The 25,698-nt window shown below is 38.0% G+C and carries 21 protein-coding genes and 3 pseudogenes; 3 read left to right on the top strand and 21 right to left on the bottom strand.

The window, feature by feature from the left end:
- Nucleotides 1-59: 59 nt before the first annotated feature.
- From E8M05_RS04490 to E8M05_RS04460, 7 genes and pseudogenes are all read right to left on the bottom strand, one after another.
- Nucleotides 60-1,223 (bottom strand): MFS transporter, encoded by a 1,164-nt coding sequence (locus tag E8M05_RS04490; protein ID WP_003064361.1) that lies wholly within the window; start codon nucleotides 1,221-1,223, stop codon nucleotides 60-62.
- 128 nt (nucleotides 1,224-1,351) lie between these two features.
- The gene (locus E8M05_RS04485) at nucleotides 1,352-2,716 is read right to left on the bottom strand and encodes an MATE family efflux transporter (RefSeq protein WP_003064359.1); all 1,365 of its coding nucleotides are present in this window, start codon (nucleotides 2,714-2,716) and stop codon (nucleotides 1,352-1,354) included.
- 131 nt (nucleotides 2,717-2,847) lie between these two features.
- Nucleotides 2,848-3,348, bottom strand: a complete 501-nt coding sequence (locus tag E8M05_RS04480; RefSeq protein ID WP_333485237.1) for a pyridoxamine 5'-phosphate oxidase family protein — start codon at nucleotides 3,346-3,348, stop codon at nucleotides 2,848-2,850.
- 79 nt (nucleotides 3,349-3,427) lie between these two features.
- Nucleotides 3,428-3,778 (bottom strand): cyclophilin-like fold protein, encoded by a 351-nt coding sequence (locus E8M05_RS04475; protein WP_003064355.1) that lies wholly within the window; start codon nucleotides 3,776-3,778, stop codon nucleotides 3,428-3,430.
- Nucleotides 3,778-4,254: a cyclophilin-like fold protein gene (locus tag E8M05_RS04470; RefSeq protein ID WP_003064353.1), complete on the bottom strand. Its 477-nt coding sequence runs from the start codon at nucleotides 4,252-4,254 to the stop codon at nucleotides 3,778-3,780. Before E8M05_RS04470 ends, E8M05_RS04475 begins: the two co-directional genes overlap by 1 nt.
- On the bottom strand, nucleotides 4,255-5,424 hold the full coding sequence (locus tag E8M05_RS04465) for a MalY/PatB family protein (protein ID WP_003064351.1): 1,170 nt from the start codon (nucleotides 5,422-5,424) through the stop codon (nucleotides 4,255-4,257).
- A pseudogene (locus E8M05_RS04460) lies at nucleotides 5,417-6,277 on the bottom strand (DUF3737 family protein). Before E8M05_RS04460 ends, E8M05_RS04465 begins: the two are co-directional and overlap by 8 nt.
- A 211-nt stretch (nucleotides 6,278-6,488) precedes the next feature.
- On the opposite strand from E8M05_RS04460, the gene E8M05_RS04455 reads away from it, so the two are divergent.
- From E8M05_RS04455 to E8M05_RS04445, 3 genes are all read left to right on the top strand, one after another.
- The gene (locus tag E8M05_RS04455; protein WP_003064347.1) at nucleotides 6,489-7,358 is read left to right on the top strand and encodes a LysR family transcriptional regulator; all 870 of its coding nucleotides are present in this window, start codon (nucleotides 6,489-6,491) and stop codon (nucleotides 7,356-7,358) included.
- Between the two features lie 151 nt (nucleotides 7,359-7,509).
- Nucleotides 7,510-7,818 carry a DUF898 family protein gene (locus E8M05_RS04450; RefSeq protein ID WP_003064345.1) on the top strand — a complete coding sequence of 103 codons (309 nt, stop codon included), beginning with the start codon at nucleotides 7,510-7,512 and terminating at the stop codon, nucleotides 7,816-7,818.
- Nucleotides 7,819-7,875: 57 nt separating this feature from the next.
- Entirely contained in the window at nucleotides 7,876-8,418 is a 543-nt protein-coding gene (locus E8M05_RS04445; protein ID WP_003064344.1) for a hypothetical protein, read from the top strand.
- 86 nt (nucleotides 8,419-8,504) lie between these two features.
- On the opposite strand, the gene E8M05_RS04440 is transcribed toward E8M05_RS04445, so the two are convergent.
- The 14 genes and pseudogenes from E8M05_RS04440 to E8M05_RS04370 form a co-directional block, all read right to left on the bottom strand.
- Entirely contained in the window at nucleotides 8,505-9,494 is a 990-nt protein-coding gene (locus E8M05_RS04440; RefSeq protein ID WP_003064342.1) for a lipoate--protein ligase, read from the bottom strand.
- A gap of 485 nt (nucleotides 9,495-9,979) precedes the next feature.
- Nucleotides 9,980-10,307 (bottom strand): annotated as a pseudogene (tnpA, locus tag E8M05_RS04435) (IS200/IS605 family transposase); the annotation flags it as partial.
- A 67-nt stretch (nucleotides 10,308-10,374) separates the two neighbouring features.
- Nucleotides 10,375-11,223: an N-acyl homoserine lactonase family protein gene (locus E8M05_RS04430; protein ID WP_003064337.1), complete on the bottom strand. Its 849-nt coding sequence runs from the start codon at nucleotides 11,221-11,223 to the stop codon at nucleotides 10,375-10,377.
- Between the two features lie 368 nt (nucleotides 11,224-11,591).
- A pseudogene (locus E8M05_RS04420) lies at nucleotides 11,592-11,986 on the bottom strand (iron chelate uptake ABC transporter family permease subunit); the annotation flags it as partial.
- 354 nt (nucleotides 11,987-12,340) lie between these two features.
- Entirely contained in the window at nucleotides 12,341-14,086 is a 1,746-nt protein-coding gene (lpdA, locus tag E8M05_RS04415; protein WP_041974248.1) for a dihydrolipoyl dehydrogenase, read from the bottom strand.
- A gap of 145 nt (nucleotides 14,087-14,231) precedes the next feature.
- Nucleotides 14,232-15,626 carry a dihydrolipoamide acetyltransferase gene (locus E8M05_RS04410; RefSeq protein WP_003064329.1) on the bottom strand — a complete coding sequence of 465 codons (1,395 nt, stop codon included), beginning with the start codon at nucleotides 15,624-15,626 and terminating at the stop codon, nucleotides 14,232-14,234.
- Nucleotides 15,627-15,640: 14 nt separating this feature from the next.
- Entirely contained in the window at nucleotides 15,641-16,645 is a 1,005-nt protein-coding gene (locus tag E8M05_RS04405; protein WP_003064327.1) for an alpha-ketoacid dehydrogenase subunit beta, read from the bottom strand.
- 31 nt (nucleotides 16,646-16,676) lie between these two features.
- Nucleotides 16,677-17,645 (bottom strand): thiamine pyrophosphate-dependent dehydrogenase E1 component subunit alpha, encoded by a 969-nt coding sequence (locus E8M05_RS04400; protein WP_013851696.1) that lies wholly within the window; start codon nucleotides 17,643-17,645, stop codon nucleotides 16,677-16,679.
- Between the two features lie 418 nt (nucleotides 17,646-18,063).
- Nucleotides 18,064-19,563 (bottom strand): PTS transporter subunit EIIC, encoded by a 1,500-nt coding sequence (locus E8M05_RS04395; protein ID WP_003064322.1) that lies wholly within the window; start codon nucleotides 19,561-19,563, stop codon nucleotides 18,064-18,066.
- 16 nt (nucleotides 19,564-19,579) lie between these two features.
- A complete protein-coding gene (locus E8M05_RS04390) occupies nucleotides 19,580-20,287 on the bottom strand; it encodes an N-acetylmannosamine-6-phosphate 2-epimerase (protein WP_136596412.1) in 708 nt (235 codons plus the stop codon).
- Complete coding sequence (locus E8M05_RS04385; RefSeq protein ID WP_003064317.1) at nucleotides 20,284-21,114, bottom strand: MurR/RpiR family transcriptional regulator; 831 nt, start codon at nucleotides 21,112-21,114, stop codon at nucleotides 20,284-20,286. Before E8M05_RS04385 ends, E8M05_RS04390 begins: the two co-directional genes overlap by 4 nt.
- Before the next feature lie 482 nt (nucleotides 21,115-21,596).
- Entirely contained in the window at nucleotides 21,597-23,474 is a 1,878-nt protein-coding gene (locus tag E8M05_RS04380; protein ID WP_003064312.1) for an ABC transporter ATP-binding protein, read from the bottom strand.
- On the bottom strand, nucleotides 23,474-25,225 hold the full coding sequence (locus tag E8M05_RS04375; protein WP_003064310.1) for an ABC transporter ATP-binding protein: 1,752 nt from the start codon (nucleotides 25,223-25,225) through the stop codon (nucleotides 23,474-23,476). Before E8M05_RS04375 ends, E8M05_RS04380 begins: the two co-directional genes overlap by 1 nt.
- Nucleotides 25,218-25,664: a MarR family winged helix-turn-helix transcriptional regulator gene (locus E8M05_RS04370; RefSeq protein ID WP_003064307.1), complete on the bottom strand. Its 447-nt coding sequence runs from the start codon at nucleotides 25,662-25,664 to the stop codon at nucleotides 25,218-25,220. The genes E8M05_RS04375 and E8M05_RS04370 overlap by 8 nt, the downstream gene beginning before the upstream one ends.
- Nucleotides 25,665-25,698 lie beyond the last annotated feature (34 nt).

The following is a 25,698-nucleotide window of genomic DNA, read 5'->3' as shown; positions in this document are numbered from 1 at the left end:
TACATTACAAATACTTATATTTTATAGATGTTATGCTTGAAAGGCATGAATAGTGTTTTTTATTTTAATAGTGCAAGCCATTTTTGACGAGTAAGGATAGCTATAAAAGCGATAATAAGCATAATGATACTTCCCAAAATGCTAAATTGACTACCACCACCAAGCGTTATAAACACACCTGTAAACGATGTTCCGACGGTCACACCAAGATTGGCAGCCGCCAGAAACAGACCATTAGCAAAATCGGGTGCATCTTCACCAACACTGTAAATCATATATTGATTCACATTCCCCGCAAGTCCACCAAGTATTCCAAAAATGACAACTAAAATCATCATCGCTAGTGCTTGATTTCCAAAGAAAAATAGTAAAGCTAAATCAAGGATAAGAAATAGTGGCAAACTAATCAGTAATCGATGAGTATTTTTATCTAAAAATTGTCCAGCTAAAGCATTTCCAATAATATTAGCCAGCCCAATACTTAACAAAACCAAGGCAATTAGATTAACGTTGATTTGTGAGAAACTCTCTAAGAAATCTGACATATAGGAATTAAAACCTAGCACTGCTCCATTCAATAAAAGAACGCTTATAATAGAAATCCAAATCGTTTTACGTTTTAAAATGCTTAATTGTTGTCCATAAGATAATCCAGTTGTCACTGGCATCGATGGTACTAAAATGATGGTTCCGATAAAAACAAGTAAATTAATAATAGCAAAGAAAATCATTGCTAAGCTAAGTGAAAATTGACTTGCTAAGAAATTAGACACTGGTACGCCTAAAAGTGTTCCAGCTGAAACACCCATAAAAACTTGAGCAACTGCTTTTCGCGATTCGTTTTCAGGAACAGATGTGGCGGCTACCGTCATCGCCATAGAGACATAGACAGGATGAAAAATTGCTGGTAAAACACGCGCAATCAGTAAAACAGTAAAATTTGGCGCCAAAATCGAAACGATAGTGCTCAAGGTAAAAGCACCTGTTGCCAAAAGCATAACTAATCTACGATTGACCTTTGAAAATAGTAAAGGCATGGTTGGTCCTGCAATAGCAACAACTAAAGCAAAACCAGATACCAACAAACCAGCCGTTGTCAATGAAACACTGTAATGCTCAGCGATATGTGGCAAGATGCCTGTTATTCCCATTTCTGTATTCAGAATGCCAAATACACCGATTGTTAAAAGTAAAATTAATGAACGATTTGAAGTTTTCTGCATAAATTAATCCTTTTCTTTAATTACTAAAGCTATCATAACAAGGATTAACAACTATTACAAATACTTATATTTTATAGATATTATGCTTGAAAGGCATGGATGCTTTTTTAATTTTAAAATTGTTTTTCCTAGACTAACTTATAATTTTTCCATGTTCCTTTTCGGTAGCGGATTTCATAAATGATTCCTTTGATAAACCAATCTAAAAACATAGCTGCCCACGTTCCTAGCATTCCCATACCAAGCATAACAGAAAAAATGTAGGCAAATACCACACGAGCTAATAGCATTGATAAAGTACTAACTACCATTGGAAAATTGGCATCTCCAGCACTACGAAAAACAACAGGTAACACATAACCAGAATTCCAAAAAATACTAACAAGAATACCGTGTGCAAGGACAATAATCCAAACATAGTGCGTTGCTTGCGCAGACAAATCATAGATTTTCATCAATAACGGCATTGCAGCAATAATGAGCAAAGAAATCGCACCATTTGCCAAATGAATAATTCGGCTAACCTTACGCTTATAGTATTCTGCTTGCTCATAGTCCCCAGCACCAACGCATTTTGAAATGATAACTGCTAAACCTAGCACGATAGAAATTCCTGGAAGTGCCTGAAACATAATAATCGTTCCACCAACCGAATTAGCTGCTATCGCCGCTGTTCCAAATAAAGACACAATTGATAACACAATCAAGCGACCAAGAAAGAACATGCCATTTTCAAACCCAAATGGTAGTCCAATACCAAGAACTTTTTTAATCATCTGCCAGTCAACTTTTTCACGCAAAAAGTTTCCCAAAGTTAATTCAGATGTCAAGTGATGTGCAAACCAAAGAACTAGCACCATGGCACCAACACGTGATAGCAAAATCGGTACTGCAACACCTTCGACACCCCAACCGAGACCATAAATCAAACTAATCCCCATTAAAATATTCAAGCCATTCATGACCAACATAATATTCATCGGCAAGCGTGATTTGTTTAAGGTTCTAAAAATCGCTGCGCCACAATTATACATGGCAATAAATGGTGTCGATAAGGCAACGATATTAAAATACCGATCGGCTTGGGCATGAACTGCTGGCGTAATTGAGCCAAACAAATGATTTAAAATTAACGGTTTAATGGCAAAAATAAAAACCGTAATCACGATACTAAATATAAGAGTGAATTTCGCTAATTGATTGATAGCTTTATTAGCATTTTCACCATCACGGTCACCTAAGTATTGACCTGCAACAATGCCGCCACCAGTTGCAAAAGCGGCAAAAATACTGATAAAGAGCGCCATGAGAAACTCCACAAGAGAAACACCCGACACTGCTGCTTCGCCAACTCTTGAAACTAAAATCGAGGCGATTAAGCCCACCAGATATTCCAACCCTTGTTCAATAATCAAAGGAATAAACAATTTAGCCAAATCACGATTACTAAAAAAATACGTTTTTTGCTGTGTTGCGACTACGTTACTTTCCATAATTTCCTCCTCTTTCTAATGTCATCTATTACTTTACACCTTTGAGTTAGCTCCAAGTCAAGGGAATTTTTCAATTTTTTATCTTTATTAACAAAAAACAACCAATCTGCTTTAGATTAGTTGTTTTTCTATTATTTTTTAGGCATCATTGTCTTAGCTTTGGCGGAATATTGGTCAATCACAATCTTAATCACGCCGACTGGTTTTGTCATTTTTTCGGTGAATTCAAATATTTTGCCAGCTTGGTGCTGCATGAGTAGATTAAGGGCGTAGGCTTTTTGCTCTGATTCTTCGATAAGCTCTGCTTTTCCACGTCCGATAAACGAACTAAAGAAAGCACCGTATTTACAAGGCACATCATAGTCGTAATCAGGCACCACTTCTCCCTCAATCTGAACACAAACATTGGGATTTTGGTGGATTAAATCAATTTTATGCCCTCGTCTCGCACCGTGTGTGTAAAAAATAAACTGGTCAGTTTCTTCACGGTATTCATAACCATAATGCAAAGGGATAACGTAAGGAAATTCCTCATCAAAAAGCCCTAAATGCAAAATCATATTTTTCTCAACAATAGCTTTGATTTCTGTCAAGTCAGTCACTTCACGGTCACGACGTCTCATTTTTGTCATAGGTTGCCCACCCATCATTTCTTTTTTCAAACATTATAGCAAAAATAAGCAGTAATTTCATGAAGCAGTCAAGACTATCTTACTTTTCCTCAAAAATAACAGTGACTATCTTGCCTGTCATGGCTTTTCTGAAATTCTGGCTGTCTTTAACATGTCCTAGATAAGTGTATTTAAAGCAGGTTTTACTATCATCATAGAAAAAGGTTAATTCATTTGTATGACATAGTAATAAATCACCTGCTTTTATCAAACAAGAACAGCGTTCTTGGTTTGGTAGGTGGTCAGCTAGTAAATAAAATTTCTCATTGCCATTCACATCAACCATTTCCAATTCAAGTAGCAAAAGTTCAGAAAAAGCTTGCGCGCTAGCATTATTTTCTAAGAAAAGCTCAAATGTTCCTTCTGCAATGGTTACTGTTATTGAGCGCATCAATCGACGACCTCAATGGTAATAATAACGTCCCCAGACCCAAGAGCTTCTGCCAAGCCTTGACTATCTGACATCGTTCCTAAGTCTGTATATTGGTAAGATGAGGGAAAATCATTATAGAAAAGAACCAAACCGTCGCCAGACCATAGTTTCAAATCACCAGCGTGAATCGTTCCTACTTTTTTATCATCGTTTGTGAATGTTTGGTTGAGCACCGCATATTTTTCATTACCGTTTACATCTCGCATATCAAGTGTTAGGGGCAAAAGATTTAAAAATTCCTGCGCTGCTTGTGACTGATTTAACGTGATTGTAAATGTCTCTCCATTAACCGTAGCTGTTACCATTTTTTCTTCCTCTGTTTTACTTGTCGTTGTTGTTTGTGTTTGCTTAGCTTGTTGATTATTTTGTACACTACTACAAGCGGACAAAACCAAAAGCATCATAACTAAGATAAAACACCCAAATTTTTTCATTTATTGCTCCTTGTACTCTTTGACCGCTTTTTTAAAACGTTCAACACCGTCAACTAACACTTCAAGCGGGCAAGCGTAATTCCACCTGATGAAAAGTTTACCATTGCCACCAAAAATGTCACCGTCAGATAGGATTAAACCTGTTTTTTGACGAATAAAGGCACATAATGCTGTTGTATTTTGTGAAATAGCAGAACAGTCCAGCCAAGCGAGATAAGTCGCCTTTGCTGGAACGATTTTGATTTCTGGAAAAGTTGTTGTCACTTGCTCAATCAAGTACGCACGATTTTTTACCAAGTACTCGTTAAGCTCATCTAACCATTGCCCTGCTTCATTGAAAGCTGCTTCTGTTGCTTGAATGGCAAAAGAATTTGGCTCAGCCACTTCGTCCGTATTGATGCCACGATTGACTCGTTTACGAAGGGCTTCATTTGGCACAGAAATTACCGACGTTTGCAAGCCAGCAATATTAAAAGCTTTTGACGGCGCTAAGCAAGTCATAGTGATATTTGCGATTTCTTCTGATACTGATGCAAACGGCGTATAATAGCTATCAGGATGTGTCAAATCACAATGCACTTCGTCTGATAAAATAAGGACATCATGTTTCAAACAAAGCTGACCAATTTTATCAAGCTCTGCCTTTGTCCAAACATAACCTGTCGGATTGTGGGGATTGCAAAAAATCATCAACGTCGTCTCGGGTTGCGCCAGCTTATTTTCCAAATCATCATAATCAAGCTGATAATTTCCATCCTTATAGACCAAAGAGCTTTCCAACACTTCTCGTCCATTGTTCAAAATAGAATTGTAAAAAATATTATAAACAGGCGTCAAAAGCACTACCTTATCACTTGGCTTAGTCATCTTACGAACAATTGATGAAATGGCAGGAACGGCTCCCGTGCAAAACATCAACCAATCTTTTTGAAGTGTGAATTCATGACGGTTTTGCCACCAAGAAATATAGGCTTCAAAGAAAGAATTTGGCACAGTATTGTAGCCAAAGGCGCCCTGCTCAATGCGCTTTTGCAGGGCATTTTTAATTTCTGGCGCCGTATCAAAATCCATATCCGCAACCCACATTGGAAGTTCATCCTCACCAATATCCCATTTATAGGAATTCACTTTACGACGATTGACAATTTTATCAAAATGATACTTAGGCACGCTCAAGCACATCCTTTCTCAATGAAATGGTTGTTTGCTTGGCATTGATTTCTGAGTCGTCAAAAATAATCTCACCAATGGCATCTGCTGTGATGTTCCCAGAAATCGGATTTTTAATACTAATAATGTCAGAATGAATATCTGCCTGCAAATTCTCAACGTATTCAAATACTAAATCCGAATTAATCAGCTAGCAATTCTCCAAAGTCACGTGTTTCATATAACAAAGCCCTTGGTTGCTTTCAATCGTACAATTGATAAACGTGATATCTTCTGAATTCCAAGCAAGATATTCGCCTACGATTGTCGAATCACGCACAACCACGTGTTTACAATTCCAAAAAGCATCTTTTGACAACAAAGTGCTATTTGAAATCTCAATATTTTCAGCACCGTCAAAGCAATAATTTCCTGCAATCGTCACATTATCCGCCTTGATATGCTTACTATTCATACCAAAATAATCACCCGTTATATTAACATTAGTCAACTTAATATCCTCACATGACCAGAGACTTTCTTGAGCATTTGGCATTTGGACATTTTCCAGAACAATAGCAGAGCTACAACGAAATGTCTTAGGTGCTTGAATGATACTGTCAGAAATATTGATTTGGTGCGTGTACCAGATACCTGAACGCGCTGTGTCAAGCAACTGAATCTTTCGTGCTTTGACATCACGTGAATACCAAAGTGGGTATTTCCAACGGAAAATATTATTTTCCAAAACAATATGACGACTTTCCTTTAACGGTGATTCGCCATCCGCAAATACTGATTGGGTAATGGTCATATTTTCTGCTTTAAAACAGGCACGTTCTCCTGTCAATAATTTTTGATTAATATCTGTCATTCTTATCCCTCCATTTTTTCAAAGTCTTTTTTAAGACCGAAACGCCATTCAGTGTACACCTTGGAGCCCACTCAAAGTCAAGCATTAATGTTTATTTTTTTAATCATGTAACCACTTCATTTTACAAAGTTACTTTATCACGATATAATAGCTATGACAAATGCTTATATAACATAGTTTATATAACTAAAAGGCATAGAAAGAGGACATTATGGACATTCGTGTGCTTAATTATTTTGTCACAATTGTGCAGACCAAAAGCATTTCCAATGCAGCTGACGCTCTGCACGTGACACAACCAACACTCTCACGACAAATTAAAGAATTAGAAGATGAATTAGACACGATTTTATTTCACCGAGGTAGCCGTGAAATTCAATTGACCGATGACGGGCAATACCTTTACAACCGTGCCATTGAAATTCTGGCATTGGTTGAAAAAACTGAAAATAACATTCGAAAATCAGATGGCATTGCTGGTGATATTTACATCGGAGCCGCCGAAAGTCAGTCGCTTGATATTGTTGCCCGCGCTATCAAAACACTAACCGAACAATATCCAGATATTCGTGTCCATATTCGCAGTGGTAACGCAGATGACATTCTCGAACATTTAAATAAAGGCGTTTATGACTTGGGAATTACCATTGGCAGTTACGATATCAAAAAATACAATCACCTAGCCCTTGACAACCGCGACCGCTGGGGAGCCTTGGTTCCTAAAGGACATCCGTTGACGCTGATTGAAAAGCCAAGCCTCACTGATGCTCTGGCTTACCCACTTATCACTTCTGCTCAAACGAGTACAGAACCTAGCGCATTGGCCGGTTTAGGAGATTATCGTATTGTTGCAACCTATAATCTGCTCTATAATGCTTCACTTCTCGTCAAAGCTGGTGTGGGAATCGCCCTTTGCCTTGGCAACATTATCGACACCTCATATCCAGATAGCGACTTAACCTTTGTTCCATTTGCTGAAAATAATCACGACACCCTGCAAATTCTCTGGAAAAAACAAAACACGCTATCCCCAAGTACCAAACAATTTCTCAAAATAATGCGTGAAGAAATCGAAAAATAATAATATTTTTCACCACAATAATAACCGCTAAAATACAAACTTTGGTGGTTTTTGTTTTTGCTCATATCATCTTGCATAGCCATTTTCAATATGCTACACTAATAACGTTTTTGCGTAAAACAATCGTTTAAATACAAAGGAGATATATAGGATGAAACGAGAAAGTTATTTTGACGGTGGTTTATTAAGTTACGTTGGACACAGTATTTTAGCTGGGTTGATTACCATTTTAACCCTTGGAATCTGCGCACCTTGGGGCATTTGTATCATGATAAACTGGAAAGTCCAACATACTGTTATTGACGGACACCGTCTAGCCTTTGACGGAACAGCCACACAACTCTTTGGCAATTGGATTAAGTGGCTCATTTTAACTATCATTACAATCGGTATCTACTCATTCTGGCTTAATATTAAATTGCAACAATGGATTACCAAACACACGCACTACTTAGACTAAATTAGGAAAACGTGCAAAAAAACTGAACCACGTTAAAAGCTGAATGGAGAATTTTTAATGAAAAAAATGTTATTAGGAGGAGTATTGCTCCTTTCTGCTACTACACTTGTTGCTTGCTCAAATACCTCAGATGAAGAAACAACTACGACTTCTATTGAGGTTATCGAAGAATCAAGCTCTAGTAAAGAGGAGACATCTCACAACCTTTCATTTGACGAAAGTTACACTTTCACTGAAGCTGATATGCATGTTACTGGATATGAATCAACAGGTTTAAAAATGACAATACAGAAACCTGTTATAGATGAAAATATTGACTTAAAAGAAGGATATCCAGAGGAAGAATATAGTAAATTTGAAGGTAAAAAAGCACTTGTTGTTACAACAATAGTAGAGAATACAAGTTCAGATTATATTGATTTAGGTGGATGGACTGTTTTAGATTCTGAAGGTAAAACCTTGGATTACACATTTACAAATGTTTCAACCCAATCTATTGATGGCTTAACAGCAGGTCAAAAAGCAACTATTGTTGATGTTTATCTTGTAAGTGACGATACCCCTGTCACTGTTTCCTACGAAAACGCAACTTGGAAATAAGCACTAAATACTCATCATAAGATACCTAACTAGAAACTATAACAAAAACTAGCTAGCAAAAATTGCTAGCTAGTTTTATATATTCCTCACTCCACGATTGCTTTGGCGATTTCTTGTGGAGTGATGTTGGTAAAGTATTGGGTGGTATCAATTGTTTGGAGTTTGGCTAAGACATCTGGGTATTCGTAGCGAAGTCCGATTAGGGCTTGTTCAATGTCAGCCACATCTTTGATGCCAAAAAAGTCACCGTAAAGTTTCATTCCTTTAATGACTGATTTTTCAACATTAGCATATGTGGTAATTTTTCCTGCTGGGTAACGAACAGAGCGTTTAATTGTATATTCTGGTGCTTCTCCGTAAGTCCAGTCCCAAGTGCCAAATTGTTGGTCAGCCAAGGCTTGAATGTTTTTCAGGTCATCATCAGAAAAGACATATTCTGTCATATCAGGATAAGATTCTTTCATTTTATTTAACAATTGATTTGAAAAGGCTTCAACAGTCATTTTTTCTGGCAATTCATCTAAGATATTGGTCACACGCGCACGCACAGATTTAACCCCTTTGGATTCAATTTTATCTTTTGAAACTTGCAGGGCATTTCCAAGAACAGTCATATCCACGTCAAATAACAGACAACCATGATGCATCATTCGTCCTTTATAATAAGCTTGCGCATTGCCACAAAATTTCTTTCCGTCAATTTCGAGGTCATTACGTCCCGTAAAAGTCGCTGTCACCCCTAAATCAGCTAGCGTTTCAATGACAGGTTGGGAAAAGGTCTTAAAATCAAAAGCCCCTTCTTGTGATTTATTAGAAATAATCGTGTAATTCAAATTATTGAGGTCATGGTAAACCGCACCGCCACCTGATAAACGACGAACCACATGAATACCGTGTTCATCTGTATAAGTTTTGTTAATTTCTTCGATAGCATTTTGGTGTTTACCAATAACAATCGTTGGCTCATTAATCCAAAGAATGAAAAGCTCATCTTCAGCTAACAATTCACGAAAAGCGTAAGCTTCCAAAGCCACATTGTAGGCAGGATTATGGGAGTTATTGACAATATATTTCATGCGAAAGCTCCTTTTTATAACATATAAGGATAGTATAGCAAAATCGCCGCTTTCAGTCTCTTAATCTGCTTGGAAGAATTCCTCGATGAAGATACTTGAATGCTTATCATCAATTCAAAGCTCGGCTAAGACGACTGACAAAATCTGGGATATCTTCTAAATCAATTTTACTAAAATCAGTCATTTCCTTAAACGTTGTTTTGATTTTATTAGCTGGAACAATCATGGTATCGTAAACACAACCCTTCCGTTTTCAGCTTGTTTTTCAAATCACACTGATTGATTTATCTGGAAAAATCACCAAGAAATATTGACTGCTGACATTTGAGGAAAGCTTTATCGGCGACTAAAACTGTTCAAATTCCTTTTCTTACACTAGCGTTGCCAATGCCAATGGATGAGTCAATTTAACACCTTTTACGGTTATCCCAGTCAGTTATTTTCTCTTAGCTGATCTGCTACGACGTCTTCTTATTTGAGTATTAACGAATATAGGTTTCTATTTTCTTCTGATTGTAGCCAACTGTATCCACATAATAACCGCGACACCAAAATTTTCTATTCCCATACCTATATTTCAGATTGGCATCTCTATCAAAAATCATTGAACTACTTTTTTCCTCCTTTTAAATAGCCCATAAATGATGAAACACTCCGTTTTGGTGGAATACTCACCAACATATGAATATAATCTTTACACACTTTTGCTTCAGGTGGGCGTTACGATAAACCTTTTGAACGTTTTGAGGCGAAAACAATATGATACTTACAATTCCATGTTGTGTGTACGAAACTATCATTATCCTGATTCACAAGCAACTCGCTGTTGCTATTGGGGGTGTTCCATTAACTTTTCTATAATTGGGGGATTCCTTATTTCTTAAAATTCAATAACATGGGGTTGAATATCTGAATCATGATTTGCCAAAGATTCAATACAGTTAGGGTCTAAACTTTGTTCTCTAATCCAAGCTAATGATTGGCGTTGCTTTGCTCTGTCGGCAGCAATACCTGATGTAATCATTTGTTCCCAACTTTTTGTCGCATAACCGCCATCTGAAAATAATAGGATAAATTTGCCTTCGTCATTTTTAACTTTTACAGCAAATAAGCCATCTGCATGCCCTGGGATACTAATTAATTCAATCGAACCATCACCCAGCAAGTCATAAGATTTTGAAAATGCTCCTTGAGTGTCATTCCAATCAAAGGCAGTAAGATTAACGCCTTCCCACCAAGTTTTTCGATAACGGACTCTATTCGTTAATTTTTGAGCAAACGCCAATTCGTCAGCTGATACCAGAAATTTTTTAGCGTTGCTTACTTGCTTTAAACCATTAGCGTGGTCACAATCAAGATGTGTCAAAAGCACCGCATCAAGGTCTGAATCTTTGATTCCTAGCTTTAATAGTTGTTCATCAATACATTGTCCCAAACCAACTTTTCCTTGATTAATTTTGTAAAGTAACCTACTATTTAGTGATTTTATTTGCGACTTTTTATCAAAAATACCGTTCGGGCTCATGTCTCGTGACCAACCAGTATCGACAAGAAACGTTCCTTTTGGGTGTTCAATTAGATATGAAGAAACAGGAAGCCAAATGCGATCTTCTTTTTTGCCAAAGATACCTGATGCTTCAACCACACTACAATCATCTCCACCAAAAGGCAATTTGGGGGCGACACAAACTTCACCAGTATGAAAAACATGAATTTTAATTTTTCTCATAAGAATATTTCCTCCCTTATTAGGTAACTAACTTTTATTGGTTTTATTATAAAACAAAGACTGTTTCAGTCACACTACACAAATGACAAATGTGTTCAAAGTTCTACGATAGATTCAAGAGTTTGATCAATCAACTTTTTCATTTCCTCAGTGTTAACCTTACTTGGATTTTATATTTAGCAAGAATAAGCACTAATCATTGCTAAACTAACACTTACTACCACAAGATAATAAGCACACAATTTTTTCAAGCGAAGCTTTATAACAAAAGGCAGCAACGCCCTCCAATGGGAAGTAAATAAGCCCAAAAACAGACAACAGCGAGCACAAATAGAACAGCTATAATGCGTTTTGATAAGGGATTTTTCTTAGTCATAGACGTCACCTCGCCATAACATCCAAATGAAAATCGCAGAGCCTAAAACGCCCAATATTACTGAAACCGATAGTTCATAAGGACAGATAATGAGACGAGCTAAAATATCACACGCCAAGACCAAACATACCCCACTCCAAAAAACAAGTCGCCTACTTTTTTTCAAATGATTCCCAACAAAATGACGGACGATATTAGGAATAATCACGCTAAGATCAGATTAAGAAATAACCATTCGTATTGATTGGTCTGAATCATAGCAAAAGAACCCTGTGTCCACAAGGTCATTGATTGTACCAAGTTAAAGCGGGAAGCAATCCTTTCTGCTACTGCTCCAATCATGCCACCATAAATGAGACCAATGAGTGATAACATCCATTTTTCCTTAAAAGGCACCCGCTGCCAAAACGATTGCCATGGTTCTAGGTAGGCGTGATTCAAAAAAGACCGGATAGACTACCTCTTCCCCTTGAAACAATTTAAGCTAGGAAAATTGTGAACTTACCCCAATACTTAGTGATAAGAACATTAAGACAAGACTGAGGGGAAGCAACCAGCGTATAGCTCTCATAAGCTTCCTTCCTAAAAAATTGAACAATTTATTTTCATACCTTGTCCCTTATTACTTTAGTAAATTGTCATGCAAGCGTCAATTAATATTGCAGAATATTCTGAAAATCAAACATGTTGTTTCATCCATAAAAGTATGCTCTAAAACTATGTTTAGAGCATACTTTTGATTTATTTCTTCGGTGGGTTATGAATAGCTTCGCCAATGGTATCAAGGAAAGCTTCATACATATTTTCAGAGAAGGTTGGGTGTCCATGAATCGCTTGGGCAACGTCATCAACGGTCAATTCATTTTCCATAATGGTTGCCGCTTCATTAATAAGCTCTGCTGCTGCGGGGCCAATGATATGCACTCCAAGGATTTCATGATACTTGCTATCAGCGATGACTTTGACAAATCCTTGAGCTTCATTAGACGCAAGAGCTCGCCCATTGCCTGTGAAGCTTGATTTTCCAATCAAAATATCGCCGTATTGCTCACGCGCGGCCTCTTCTGTCATTCCAACCATGGCAACTTCTGGGTGAGTGTAAACCGCTGCTGGTGTGTAGGTGAGATTGGCTTTGCGATGATTGCCACGGAGAGCATTTTCAGCAGCCACTTCTCCCATACGATAAGCAGCATGCGCTAGCATTTTTTGACCATTGACATCACCAGGGGCATAAATACCAGAGATTGACGTTTCTTGGTAAGCATTGACTTTGATACGATTACCTTCCATATCAAGATTGAGATTTTCAAGACCTTGCATTTGGGGAATACGTCCAATTGATAGAAGCGCTTTATCTGCTTGAATTGTCTCACCATTGGTTAGCGTCAACTCAAGCTGGCTATTTTTCTCAACAATTTCGGCTACTCCGACATTGGTTTTAATGGTCATACCTTTTTTCGTCAGAATTTTTTGCAATTCCTGCGAAATTTCCTTGTCCATAGCTGGAATAATGCGGTCTGCCATTTCAATAACGGTCACATCAACGCCGTAAGATGCCCAAACCAGTCCAAGCTCAATTCCAACAACACCGCCACCCATGACAACTAATGATTTCGGTACTTCACGTAGATTAAGGATATCATCAGAAGTCAAAACAAGCGGTGAATCAATACCTGGAATATTAATGCGTGATACTTTTGAACCAGTTGCTAAAATGATACTATGTCCCTTAATTGTTTCTGACCCAATCGTTACCGTCTTGTCTGGATTGACTTGAGCCAGTCCGTCAAAAATGGTTACTTTATTAGCTTTCAAGAGACCACGAACGCCACCTGTTAATGTTTTGACAACGGAATTTTTAAACTCAACGGTTTTATCCATGTCAATACTGTAATTAGTTGAAGCCAGATTAATACCACGACCAGCAGCAATTTTTAGTCCATCAAGGATTTCGGCATTTTTGAGATAAGTTTTAGTTGGGATACAGCCAACATTTAGACACGTACCACCAAATTCTGATTTTTCAACGATAGCAATTTTGCCACCGAGTTGCGCACCACGAATGGCGGCATAATAGCCAGCAGGACCACCACCAACCACAATCATGTCATACTCATCAGCTGCAAGTGGAGCTTTTTGTTCAGAAGTCACATCAGCCGTCACCGCCTTTGGCACTTCCAAGCCTGCTGCGGTTAAGTCTGCCGCTGCTTGTTCTGGTGTTACTTGCGCAACTTCGTCAATAACTTCACCTTCAGCACCAAGGTAGCCAATGATTTCTGTCACAGGAACAACATCACCAGCCTCGTGAACAATTTTCAAAAGCATGCCAGAATCTTCGGCTTCGATTTCCATATTCGTCTTATCAGACATGATTTCAAGCAGAATATCGCCCTCTTGGACAAGCTCACCTTCTGCTTTTTTCCATTCAATAATTTCGCCCTCTTGCATGTCAACACCAAGCTTGGGCATGATAATTTCTACTGCCATTTTACGTTTTCCCTTCAGAAAATTCTTTTGTTCCTCAGTCAGCTTTGGGCGGCTTTCACCCAAGCAACCGACTATATCATTTATTTGTCAACATTAGGCTTTCAAGATGACCGAGTCACCTATGTCACCGCCCACGTTTTTTACTTTAGATTAGCAATTCTAGCGGATTTTCAAGAAGCGCTTTTAAATCTAGCATGAATTTTGCACCATTCATTCCGTCAACCAATCGGTGATCAATGGTCAAACTCATTCCCATAATTGGGCGAATAACCACTTCACCGTCATGAACGACGGGTGTTTCAATAGTTGCTGAAATCCCAAGAATTGCCGAATTTGGTTGATTAATAATCGGATTAAACGACTTCACTCCAAACATCCCAAGGTTCGTTATGGTGAATGTTGAGCCAGACATTTCAGCTGCTTTCAATTTACCAGCTTGTGCTTTTTGAATCACATCTTTTGATGCTACCACAAAGTCTGACAAACTCATCTGGTCTGCACCATGAACCACAGGAACCACTAAACCTTCAGAAAGCCCAACAGCGATTGCAAGATTGACAAAATGATGTAGTTCGATGTCTTGGGCGTCGTTAATCAGAGAAGCATTAAGGAAACGGTGTTCCTCCTTCATCAAGGTCTTAATCACAGCAAGCCCAATTAAGTCCGTAAAGGTCACCTTGTAACCAGTTTTTGCCATAATTGGCTCAATGAGTTGCTTACGCAAGGCAATCAGATTCGTCATATCAATATCATAATTAAGCGTAAAGGTCGGTGCTGTAAAGTAAGAATGGCTCATTCCCTTTGAAATTGCCTTACGCATAGCAGACATCTTAATGACTTCAACTCCGTCACTTGCAGCCGTAACATCAGCCAAAGCTCCTGCTTGCGGTGTAACTTTTACATCTGCTTGTTCTTTTTGCGGCGCAACATCACCTAGACTTGCTAAAACATCTTCCTTGGTAATCTTACCAGAAACACCCGTTCCCACCAGTGTCTCAAGGTCAACACCTTTGTCCTTTGCAATCTTACGAGCCAGTGGCGTCACACGAATCTTACTAAATTGTTCCACATCTTCCTTGTGAATCCGCCCATTTTCACCGCTGCCAGTGATTTTTTCAAGGTCAATACCACGCTCACGTGCCAACTTTCTAGCAGCAGGCGTAGCACGGACTTTTCCAGTCTCAGATGTCTTTTGAGAAATCGCTGACGCTGTGCTTGCTTGCAACGGTTGAGCTTTCGCTTCCTGAGCTGATGCTGACTGTTCAACGTGTTTCTCACCCACAGAATCAATAAGAGTTTCACCCTCTGCTCCGATATAGCCGATAATTTCGGTAACAGCTACGACATCACCTGCCGGATGAACAATTTTTAACAGCACGCCAGAATCTTCAGCTTCAATTTCCATATTGGTCTTATCAGACATGATTTCAAGCAGAATATCACCCTCATTGACCTCATCACCTTCAGCTTTTTTCCATTCAAGAATTTCCCCTTCTTGCATGTCCACACCAAGCTTTGGCATAATAATTTCATTTGCCACAGAAAACACCTCCCTTAGGCATCACGACCATTGCGTGCCATTTTATAAATGGCTGCTTTAATCTTAGCAACGTCTGGCAAAATGCCCTGTTCTAAAACACGTGCGTATGGTACTGGCACATCTTCGCTTGCCAAACGTACAATCGGATAATCAAGATAATCAAAAGCTTCACTTTCCGTAACTAGCGCAGCTATTTCCCCAATAAAACCACCTGTCTTGTAAGCGTCATTAACCAACATGAGCTTCCCAGTCTTTTTCACCGAATTGATAATCAACTCCTTATCAAGTGGAATAAGTGTCCGTGGGTCAACCACTTCAACGCTAATGCCGTCAGCTGCTACTTCATCTGCTGCTTGAAGAACACGCTCCAACATACGACCATAAGAAACAATGGTTAAATCAGTTCCCTCACGCTTAATATCACCTTTTCCAAGCGGCAAATAAAAATCAGAATCCAAGTTCACTTCCTCTTTCTTGCCATAAAGCGCCTTTGGCTCCATGAAAATAACAATATTATTATCACGAATGGCTGATTTTAAAAGCCCTTTGGCGTCATTAGCATTCCCTGGAGCAACAACCTTAATACCAGGAATATGGGTTAACCAAGCTTCCAGAGACTGCGAATGTTGCGCTGCTGAACCGATACCAGAACCAGAGGCTACACGAAAGGTTACTGGCGTTTTCAAACCACCACCAAACATATAATTATTTTTAGCGCCGTTATTAACAATGGCATCAAGGGCAATGGTGATAAAATCCATAAAGGTCACATCAACAATCGGACGAAGCCCAGTTATCGCAGCGCCAATGGCACTTCCTGCAATAGCCGCTTCTGAAATCGGTGTATCCTTGATACGTTCAGGTCCAAACTCCTCAAACATACCAACAGACGTTCCAAAGTCGCCACCGTAAATACCAACATCTTCTCCCATGAGAAAAATCGTATCATCTTTTCGCATTTCTTCTGTCATCGCAAGATTGACAGCTTCACGTAATGCCATTTGTTTTGTTTCAGTCATTGTCTTTCTCCTCTTATGATTAAAAAGCTGCCTAATCTACCCAGACATCTTCAAATGCTACTGACAAATCTGGTTCAGGGCTATTTTGAGCAAATGCGTAAGCATCATCAATTTCTTTAACCACTTGTGCATCAATAGCATCCAATTCGTCATGGCTTGCCAAATGATTTTCAGTCAAATACGTACGGAATTTGACAAGTGGGTCTTTTTTCTTCCAGTCATCAACTTCCTCTTTACTACGGTATTTACCTGCGTCAGCTGTCGAATGCCCAAACCAACGGTAAGATTCTACCTCAACAATGGCTGGACCATTTCCAGAACGCACGTGGTCAACCGCTTTCCCCATTGTCTCATAAACCGCTAGGACATCATTGCCATCTTCGCAGTAAAAACCAGGAATGCCATAAGCTTCAGCACGTGTGTAGAGATGCGGTGTATTGGTCGCTCTCGTAATATCCATAGAGATACCATAGCGATTATTGATAATAAAGAAAATAACAGGTAATCCCCAAGTAGCTGCTAAGTTTACTGATTCATGAAAAGAACCCTCATTTGTCGCACCGTCACCAGAAAAGGCAACAACAATGTTGTCCGTTTTTTTATAGTCTTGTGTCAACGCTGCACCAACAGCAAGCGCATAACCACCGCCAACAATACCATTTGTACCATAATTGCCTTTTTCAAAATCTGCCAAATGCATGGAACCACCACGACCTTTTGACACACCAGTCACCTTGCCAGCGAGTTCAGCCATCATTTTGTTCAAATCCATGTCTTTAGCAATACATTGCCCATGCCCACGGTGATTTGAAAAAATAATATCATCATAAGTCAAATGTGCTATTGCTCCAACACTGGCCGCTTCTTCCCCAACTGAAAAGTGTGTCATGCCTTGGACAAAACCACGTCGGACTAACTTATTAATGCGCATATCAAACTCACGAATACGCTGCATTTTGAGATACATATCTATATATTGTTCTTGAGACAAATTCATCATATTGCCCTCCAAATATCTTTTTCTTAGTCCATTTATCATATGATATTATTTCCCAAATCACAAATTATTGAACCGAAAGTTTGAAAACGTTTTTAAAAAGTGGCGTAAAAAGAGAAATTTAGTATATCTTTAAAGATCAAACGTAATGATTTTTTCTTGACTGTTTAAATCGAATGATTTTCTTGTTTCGTTGTCTATGAGATACCTTAGATTAGTAAGCCTAACATCATGCATACGTTATAACTTTCAGCTCAATCAGGTTAATTCACATCCCTCCCCGATACCTCACAATCATCAAGGTTGGGAGTCACTATTATGTTCACCGGCAGCGGGTCACTATAGAGGACTTTCACTCCATATATACACCATGCCCGTCGTACACTAAAAAAGCCTTGAAATTAATCAAAGCTTTTAATCATTATACCTCTTTTCCTAAAATTTCATTAATCTCTTGGCTATAAAGGATAGCTTTTCCACCATAAACCGCTTGGATACCATTATCTACATCTAAAATCGCTGTAGCTCCGGTTAATTTTAAACTTTCCTTATCAACTTTATGACTATCTGATAAAGACACCCGTAAACGTGTTGCACAAGCCGTGACATGTTCAATATTAGCTTCGCCACCAAGCGCCTCTATGATACTTATAGAAATTTCTGTCAAAGAAGAATTTTCTTTAGATGCCTGCACAGAAGTCTCCTCACTCATAACCATTCCTGGAATAGCAACTTTAAATCTACTGATCAGGAAACGAAAGACTACATAGTAAATTCCTGCCCAAACTAATCCCACTGGTAACACTAAGAGCCAATTCGTTTTGTCATTTCCTTGTAGAACACCAAAAAGTAAGAAGTCGATGATACCTCCTGAAAAGGAGTTACCAATACGAATAGATAACAAATCAGCAACAAAGAAAGACAGACCATCTAAGAAAGCATGTACAACATAAAGCCATGGGGCTACAAATAAGAAAGAAAATTCAATAGGTTCTGTAATACCGGTTAAGAATGACGTTAAACCGCTACTAAAGTAAAAGGAGCCATTAGCTTTACGATTAGCTTTTGGAATTGAATGATACATCGCCAAACAAGCTGCTGGAAGACCAAACATCATAGTCGCAAAACGTCCCGCAAAGAAGCGTGTACCATAAGTAAAGAGACCGGTATGATTCGGATCTGCCAACTGAGCAAAGAAAATATTTTGTGCACCTTGAATCGTCTTACCAGCAACCTCTTCAACACCGCCCAAAGAAGTATACCAAAACATAGGATAAATGGTATGGTGTAAACCAACAGCACCCGTTAATCTCAGAAAGAAACCATATAAGAAAGAACCAAAACTTCCCATTGTAGCAATAGCTTCTCCCAATGAAACGAGAAGATTTTGAACAGGTGGCCAAATAACATAGAAAATACTACCAATCACAATAGCAACTAAAGAAGAGACAATGGGAATAAAACGTGAACCACCAAAGAAACCTAGATAAGCTGGTAATTCAATCCGGCGATATTTATTATGAAGAATAGAGACTACATAACCAATAACTAGCGCACCTAAAACGCCTGTATCAATAGTAGCACCTTCTGCGGAAAAGAGTTGTAATAAACTACTGATAGTTGCTGTATAGACCAGATAAGCTACTCCACCTGATAAGCCTGCTGTCCCTTTATCAGAATCCGCAAGACCAACAGCCACGCCAATACTAAAAATTAAAGCAATGTTATTAAAAACAGCACCACCTGCTCCACTCATTACAGCAAATATAGTCTGCAACCATTCTTGACCTAAAAGTGGAAATTGAGCAATAGCATTAGGATTAGATAGAGCACCACCAATTCCTAACAATAAACCTGCTACAGGTAAAATAGAAATAGGCAACATAAACGCTTGACCTAAACGTGAAAATTTCTTAAACATAAAATCTCCCTTCAATTTAATCTATATTCGTTGCCTCAATAAATGGTTTTGCAATCACCAATGGTCGTGTGATAGCAGAGCCGACAACTACTGTATGAACACCTAGTTGTAAAACACGTCTAACCTTACTTGGTGTATTAATATTTCCTTCAGCAATCACTGGTGTCTCCAAAACTCCAACAGCTTTCCTAATAATTTCAAAATCATTAGATTCAATTGCTAAATCTTGACTTTGTTTAGTATAACCAACTAAGGTAGTTCCAATAAAATCAAAACCTAATTTATCTGCAACTATCATTTCATCCATGGTTGAACAGTCAGCCATTAATAATTGTTCTGGGTAAGACTGTCTAATTTGAATCACGAATTCTTCTAAAGTCTGACCATTAGGTCGACTAGATGTCGTTGCATCCAAAGCAATAATGTCAACCTTTGTCTCTACTAATGCATCAATTTCATCCATAGTCGGCGTAATAAAAACATCAGCATTCTCATAATTTTTTTTAACAATACCGATAATCGGTAAATCTACCGCTTCTTTAATCTCTGTAATATCACGAATTCCATTAGCTCTAATCCCAACAGCACCTGCTTGTGCAGCTGCCTTAGCAAAAAGCGGCATAACTCCTCCTTTTTCCGAATACATAGGCTCACCTGGTAAAGCTTGGCAGGAAATAACTACTCCCCCCTTAAGTTGTTGTAAAAAGTACTCTTTTTTTGTCATAATTCCTCCTTATAAGAAATAATCGTTTTGTGGTAACGTTTTTGTTTTTCATCTTGATTAACTGCTAATTGGTAAGCAAATAAGCAGTCAATCAACAATAAAATAGGAAATTGTGGTGAAATACGATTCCCATAAGATAAGTTATCTCGTGAAGCCAATAAAACTAATTCATCCCAAGAATCATCTCTTTGAGTAACAATTTGGGTTGTCATTAAAACCGTCTTAGCCCCCCTTTCCTTAGCAGTCATTAGAGCATTTATCACAGATTTGGTTTTTCCTGACAGAGACGCTGCAATAACCAAACAATCTGGTCCCACTAACATACTAGACCATATCAGTTCATCATTATCTGTTACAATATCAAAATCAAAGCCCAACCTCATAAAACGTGTCTTCATCTCTTTCAAAGCTTGAGCCGAGCTCCCCTTACCATAAAGATATATACGGTTAGCTTCTTCAATCAAGCGTGTAATCCGTGTGAGTTGCTGTTCATCAATCACTGAATAGGTCTTTTCTAGCAATTGCTCATAGTCTGCCATAACCCTCTTAGTTACATTATTTTTTAAGGTGCTTGACTCTCCTTTTAAATGTAATTTAGATTCCTGATAAGAAAAAATAAATTCTCTGTAACCACTAAAACCACATTTTTTAGCAAAACGTGTCAAACTAGCTTTTGATACATGTAAACGTTGACAAATTGCGCCAGAACTCACATCTTTTTCTGAGGTATTAGTGATAAAAAAATGTGCAATTGTTTGTTCAGTATCTGTCATAGAATCCCAATATGATTCTATGAGAGGCTCTATTTTTTTTAATGTTTTATCCATAAGAAACACCTCCCACCATCAAGTATAGCGCTTACACTTTTTAATTTCAATAGTTTCAAAAATTCAGAAACTACTTTCTGTTTTTCTCTTTTTTTATGCTTTTTTCTAAAACTAGTTTTAAAAATTATGATAACCACTTGTATAGTTATTAAAATTAAACTAAAAAATAGTACCTAGATAGCTCCTTATCAAGTAAATAGTGAAATAAACAATTGCAACCACTTACTGATAGAATGTTTGAAAAAGATATTCCTTAAGCAAACGAATAGAAAAATTTCTTATGTAGTCAATAAAAAATTCTAAAAATATCAACGAAATATTTATTAAGGTTGACATAAAATATCTACACTATAAATGATAATGTTCCCTCCTACTTAGCTTGATAAATAAAAATATAAAAAAGAATAACCCAGTAAAAGAGGTTATTCTTTTTTACATTTTCACATATTGATAAAATAAATTTTAACAATGATTTAATTCAGCTATTCACTAATGGCGTTACCTGTGTAAAGTTGGTAATAACGACCTTTTTGCGCAATCAATTCGTCGTGGTTACCACGTTCGATGATACGTCCTTGCTCGAGAACCATGATACAATCCGCATTGCGAACTGTTGACAAACGGTGAGCGATAACAAAAGTTGTACGACCTTTCATCAACGCATCCATACCTTCTTGGACGTGAACTTCGGTACGCGTATCGATTGATGATGTTGCTTCATCCAAAATCAAAGCAGGTGGATTTGCCACAGCTGCACGTGCAATCGCAAGCAATTGACGTTGTCCTTGAGATAAATTACTTCCGTCACCTGTCAAAATGGTATCGTAACCTTCTGGCAAACGTTTAATGAAATCATGTGCATTAGCTAACTTAGCCGCAGCAATACATTCGTCGTCAGTCGCATTCAAACGTCCGTAACGGATATTATCCATAACTGTTCCTGTGAAAAGGTGTGTATCTTGCAATACAATCCCTAAGCTACGACGAAGGTCAGCTTTTTTGATTTTACGAATGTTAATACCGTCGTAATGAATCTTACCTTCTTGAATATCGTAAAAACGGTTAATCAAGTTTGTAATAGTTGTTTTACCAGCACCAGTTGAGCCAACAAAGGCAATTTTTTGACCAGGTTCCGCAAACAAATTAATATCATGTAAAACCATTTTATCATCACTATAACCAAAGGTTACATCTGAGAAGGTTACACGACCTTCTTGCTTGTGATAAGTTACGGTGCCGTCTTCGTGTGGATGTTTCCAAGCCCACATACCAGTTGTTTCTTCAACTTCTTGAAGATTTCCAGCAGTGTCCTCAGTAGCATTTACCAATTCAACATAACCTTCATCTGTTTCCACTTCAGCATCAAGTAGATTAAAGACACGATCAGCACCAGCCATCGCCATAATAACTGCGTTGATTTGTTGACTGATTTGTGTGATTGGGTTTGTAAAACTACGGTTAAGCGCTAGGAAAGAAACCAATGTTCCCAAAGTCAATCCAGCATAGCCTTGAAGAGCTAGGGTTGCCCCAAGCATGGCACAAAGCACATAGGAAATATGTCCAATATTAGCTGATACTGGCATCAAAATATTAGCATAGATATTAGCATTTGTAGCAGAATAGCGGAGCTGTTGATTGATTTTTCGGAAATCTTCTTTAGCACGTTCTTCGTGATTGAAAACTTTAACCACTTTTTGACCGTCCATCATTTCCTCAATGAACCCATTGACACGCCCAAGGTCATTTTGTTGATTATGGAAATGCTTAGACGATTGCGAAGCAATTTTACGCGCTACTGATAATAACACCACAACCATAAAAAGTGATAATATTGACAAGGGAACATTCAAAAGAAGCATACTTGTAAATGTTACCACAATCGAAAAAACCGAATTAATGACCTGAGGAATACTCTGGCTAATCAACTGACGAAGTGTATCAACGTCGTTAGTATAGATAGACATGATATCACCGTGAGCATGTGTATCAAAGTATTTGATTGGCAAGCGTTCCATATGAGTGAACAAATCAATACGAATACGACGCATTGTTCCTTGTCCAACATAAACCATCAAACGATTATAAGTGTAAGAACTTAGAACACCAATAATACCAATGATGATTAATTGGAAAATAGCGTGCGCTAACCCTGAAAAATCTGGATTTTTAGCAGCTAAAAGAGGTGTAATATAACTATCAATCAATGTTTGCATGAACAAACTAAAGCGTACCATACAAAGCGCTGTTACTAAAATCAAAACCAATACTAGCAAGAAGCGCCATTTATAGTTTTTCAAAACATAAGCCAACACACGTTTTAGCGTATCTTGTTTATTAATTTCTTTTTTGGTTTGAGCCATTAATTGCTACCTCCTTCCGCATCAAAATCACCACTACCTTGCTGTTGAACATCGCTAATTTCACGGTAGATCGCATTTGTTTGTAATAGTTCATCATGACTGGCAAATCCCGAAATCTTACCATCATCAAGAACTAAAATTTTATCAGCGTGTTGCACACTAGAAATACGTTGGGCAATAATAATTTTAGTTGTCCCAGGAATGGTTTCAGCAAATGATTGACGGATATTCGCATCTGTCGCAGTATCAACAGCACTAGTTGAGTCATCCAAAATCAATACTTTTGGTTTTTTCAACAACGCGCGGGCAATACAAAGACGTTGTTTTTGCCCACCAGAAACGTTACTACCACCTTGTTCAATCCAAGTGTTATATTTGTCTGGGAAGCGTTCGATAAATTCATCTGCGCAAGCTTGACGGCAAGCTTCCATACATTCTTCATCTGTCGCATTTTCATTTCCCCAACGAAGATTATCTAAAATAGTACCTGAGAAAAGGACATTTTTCTGAAGAACAACCGCTACTTGGTCACGAAGAACTTCCAAATCGTATTCGCGAACATCACGTCCACCAACTTTAATTGAACCAGAATCAACATCATAAAGACGTGAAATCAAATTAGCAAATGAGGTCTTACCAGAACCTGTTCCACCAATAACTCCAATGATTTCACCAGATTTAATACTCAGGTTTATATCAGAAAGCACCTCTTCACCACCGCCATGTTTATAAGAAAAATGCACATGATCAAAAACAATACTTCCGTCTGAAACTTCCATCAATGGATTTTCAGGATTAACAATGTCAGCTTTTTCGTTGAGTACCTCAGAAATACGTTCTGCACTAGCTGTACTCATTGAAATCATAACCATAATCATTGACAACATCATCAATGACATCATCATGGCAAAGATATAAGAAAGAAGTGACGTTAGCTCCCCTGTCGTTAAACTACCCGCTACAATAAAGCGGGCTCCGAACCAAGACAAGCAAATCATACAAGCGAAGATGATAAACATCATGATTGGATTATTAAAAATAACAATTTTTTCCGCTTTCACAAATAAACGGTAGATATTTTCAGCAGCCTTGGTGAATTTTTTATTCTCATAATCTTCACGGACAAAAGCTTTTACCACACGAATACCAGAAATATTTTCTTGGACACTGGCATTCAAGTCATCGTATTTACGGAAAACATAGTTAAAAGCGGGCATTGCTTTACGCATGATGAACAGCAATGAAGCCGCTAAAATAATAACAGCAAGTAGGAAAATCAAGCTTAATTGACGATCAACCACAAAACACATAAACATACTGAAAATGATTGTTAACGGTGCTCTGACAACCACACGAATAATCATTTGGTAAGCATTTTGCACATTTGTCACGTCGGTTGTCATACGTGTTACAAGACCAGCCGTGCTGTATTTATCAATATTTGAGAAAGCAAATGTTTGAATATTGTCATACATTCCTTCACGCAAATTAGCAGCAAAACCAGCTGAAGCCTGTGCCGCAAATTTCCCTGCTAGAAAACCTGTCGTCAAACCACAAATAGCTAAAAGTAACATAAATAAACCATATTTCATGGCTACCGCAAGATTTCCTGCCTGAATCCCTTGGTCAATCAATTTTGCAATCACAAAGGGAATAGACATATCGAAAAAAACTTCCAAAGCGGCACATAAAGGAGCTAATAAAGATGGCGTTTTATACTCCTTCACTTGCGCGAGTAAAGTTTTAATCATTCTCGTTACCTCTTTCTACAACATTATAATAAGCTTTTTCAAGCAATAAATGAAAAGTCTCTTGCTCATCTCTGGTAAAGTTCCCAACGATTGCAACTTCTGAATCCTCTAGGTGCTCACCTAAACGATTAATCAAAGCTCTACCATCATCAGAAATTTGAACTTTTTTAATACGCTTATCTTTTTCATCTTGAATGGTTATAATCATATTTTTTTGATCCAAACGTGCTAAAATACCGGCCATGGTTGGCTGAGAAACTTCAAATTGTTTCTCTAGTTCTTTGAAAGTGTAGCACTTCTCTGTTTGTTTCAAAAACATTAAAACCCATGATTGCATAATCGTAATATTATACGGTTTAAGAAAATTATTCATATTTTGTTCCAAACGACGCGCTATCCGTTTTACTAACCATCCATAAGGAGCATGTTTAGGATTCATGATTACCTCCACAGTCAAAAAAACAAGCCTCTAA

It is taken from the genome of Streptococcus pasteurianus, assembly GCF_004843545.1.
In the GTDB taxonomy this organism is placed as follows: domain Bacteria; phylum Bacillota; class Bacilli; order Lactobacillales; family Streptococcaceae; genus Streptococcus; species Streptococcus pasteurianus.
Note: the sequence above shows the minus strand (reverse complement) of the source record. Positions and strands in the feature narration are given on the sequence as shown.

Bases quoted from the DNA above. Each gene is read 5' to 3' on its own strand.
- E8M05_RS04490 (WP_003064361.1), bottom strand. From the start codon at position 1,223: ATGCAGAAAACTTCAAATCGTTCATTAATTTTACTTTTAACAATCGGT.
- E8M05_RS04485 (WP_003064359.1), bottom strand. From the start codon at position 2,716: ATGGAAAGTAACGTAGTCGCAACACAGCAAAAAACGTATTTTTTTAGT.
- E8M05_RS04480 (WP_333485237.1), bottom strand. From the start codon at position 3,348: ATGACAAAAATGAGACGTCGTGACCGTGAAGTGACTGACTTGACAGAA.
- E8M05_RS04475 (WP_003064355.1), bottom strand. From the start codon at position 3,778: ATGCGCTCAATAACAGTAACCATTGCAGAAGGAACATTTGAGCTTTTC.
- E8M05_RS04470 (WP_003064353.1), bottom strand. From the start codon at position 4,254: ATGAAAAAATTTGGGTGTTTTATCTTAGTTATGATGCTTTTGGTTTTG.
- E8M05_RS04455 (WP_003064347.1), top strand. From the start codon at position 6,489: ATGGACATTCGTGTGCTTAATTATTTTGTCACAATTGTGCAGACCAAA.
- E8M05_RS04450 (WP_003064345.1), top strand. From the start codon at position 7,510: ATGAAACGAGAAAGTTATTTTGACGGTGGTTTATTAAGTTACGTTGGA.
- E8M05_RS04445 (WP_003064344.1), top strand. From the start codon at position 7,876: ATGAAAAAAATGTTATTAGGAGGAGTATTGCTCCTTTCTGCTACTACA.
- E8M05_RS04440 (WP_003064342.1), bottom strand. From the start codon at position 9,494: ATGAAATATATTGTCAATAACTCCCATAATCCTGCCTACAATGTGGCT.
- E8M05_RS04430 (WP_003064337.1), bottom strand. From the start codon at position 11,223: ATGAGAAAAATTAAAATTCATGTTTTTCATACTGGTGAAGTTTGTGTC.
- lpdA (WP_041974248.1), bottom strand. From the start codon at position 14,086: ATGGCAGTAGAAATTATCATGCCCAAGCTTGGTGTTGACATGCAAGAG.
- E8M05_RS04405 (WP_003064327.1), bottom strand. From the start codon at position 16,645: ATGACTGAAACAAAACAAATGGCATTACGTGAAGCTGTCAATCTTGCG.
- E8M05_RS04400 (WP_013851696.1), bottom strand. From the start codon at position 17,645: ATGATGAATTTGTCTCAAGAACAATATATAGATATGTATCTCAAAATG.
- E8M05_RS04395 (WP_003064322.1), bottom strand. From the start codon at position 19,563: ATGTTTAAGAAATTTTCACGTTTAGGTCAAGCGTTTATGTTGCCTATT.
- E8M05_RS04390 (WP_136596412.1), bottom strand. From the start codon at position 20,287: ATGACAAAAAAAGAGTACTTTTTACAACAACTTAAGGGGGGAGTAGTT.
- E8M05_RS04385 (WP_003064317.1), bottom strand. From the start codon at position 21,114: ATGGATAAAACATTAAAAAAAATAGAGCCTCTCATAGAATCATATTGG.
- E8M05_RS04380 (WP_003064312.1), bottom strand. From the start codon at position 23,474: ATGGCTCAAACCAAAAAAGAAATTAATAAACAAGATACGCTAAAACGT.
- E8M05_RS04375 (WP_003064310.1), bottom strand. From the start codon at position 25,225: ATGATTAAAACTTTACTCGCGCAAGTGAAGGAGTATAAAACGCCATCT.
- E8M05_RS04370 (WP_003064307.1), bottom strand. From the start codon at position 25,664: ATGAATCCTAAACATGCTCCTTATGGATGGTTAGTAAAACGGATAGCG.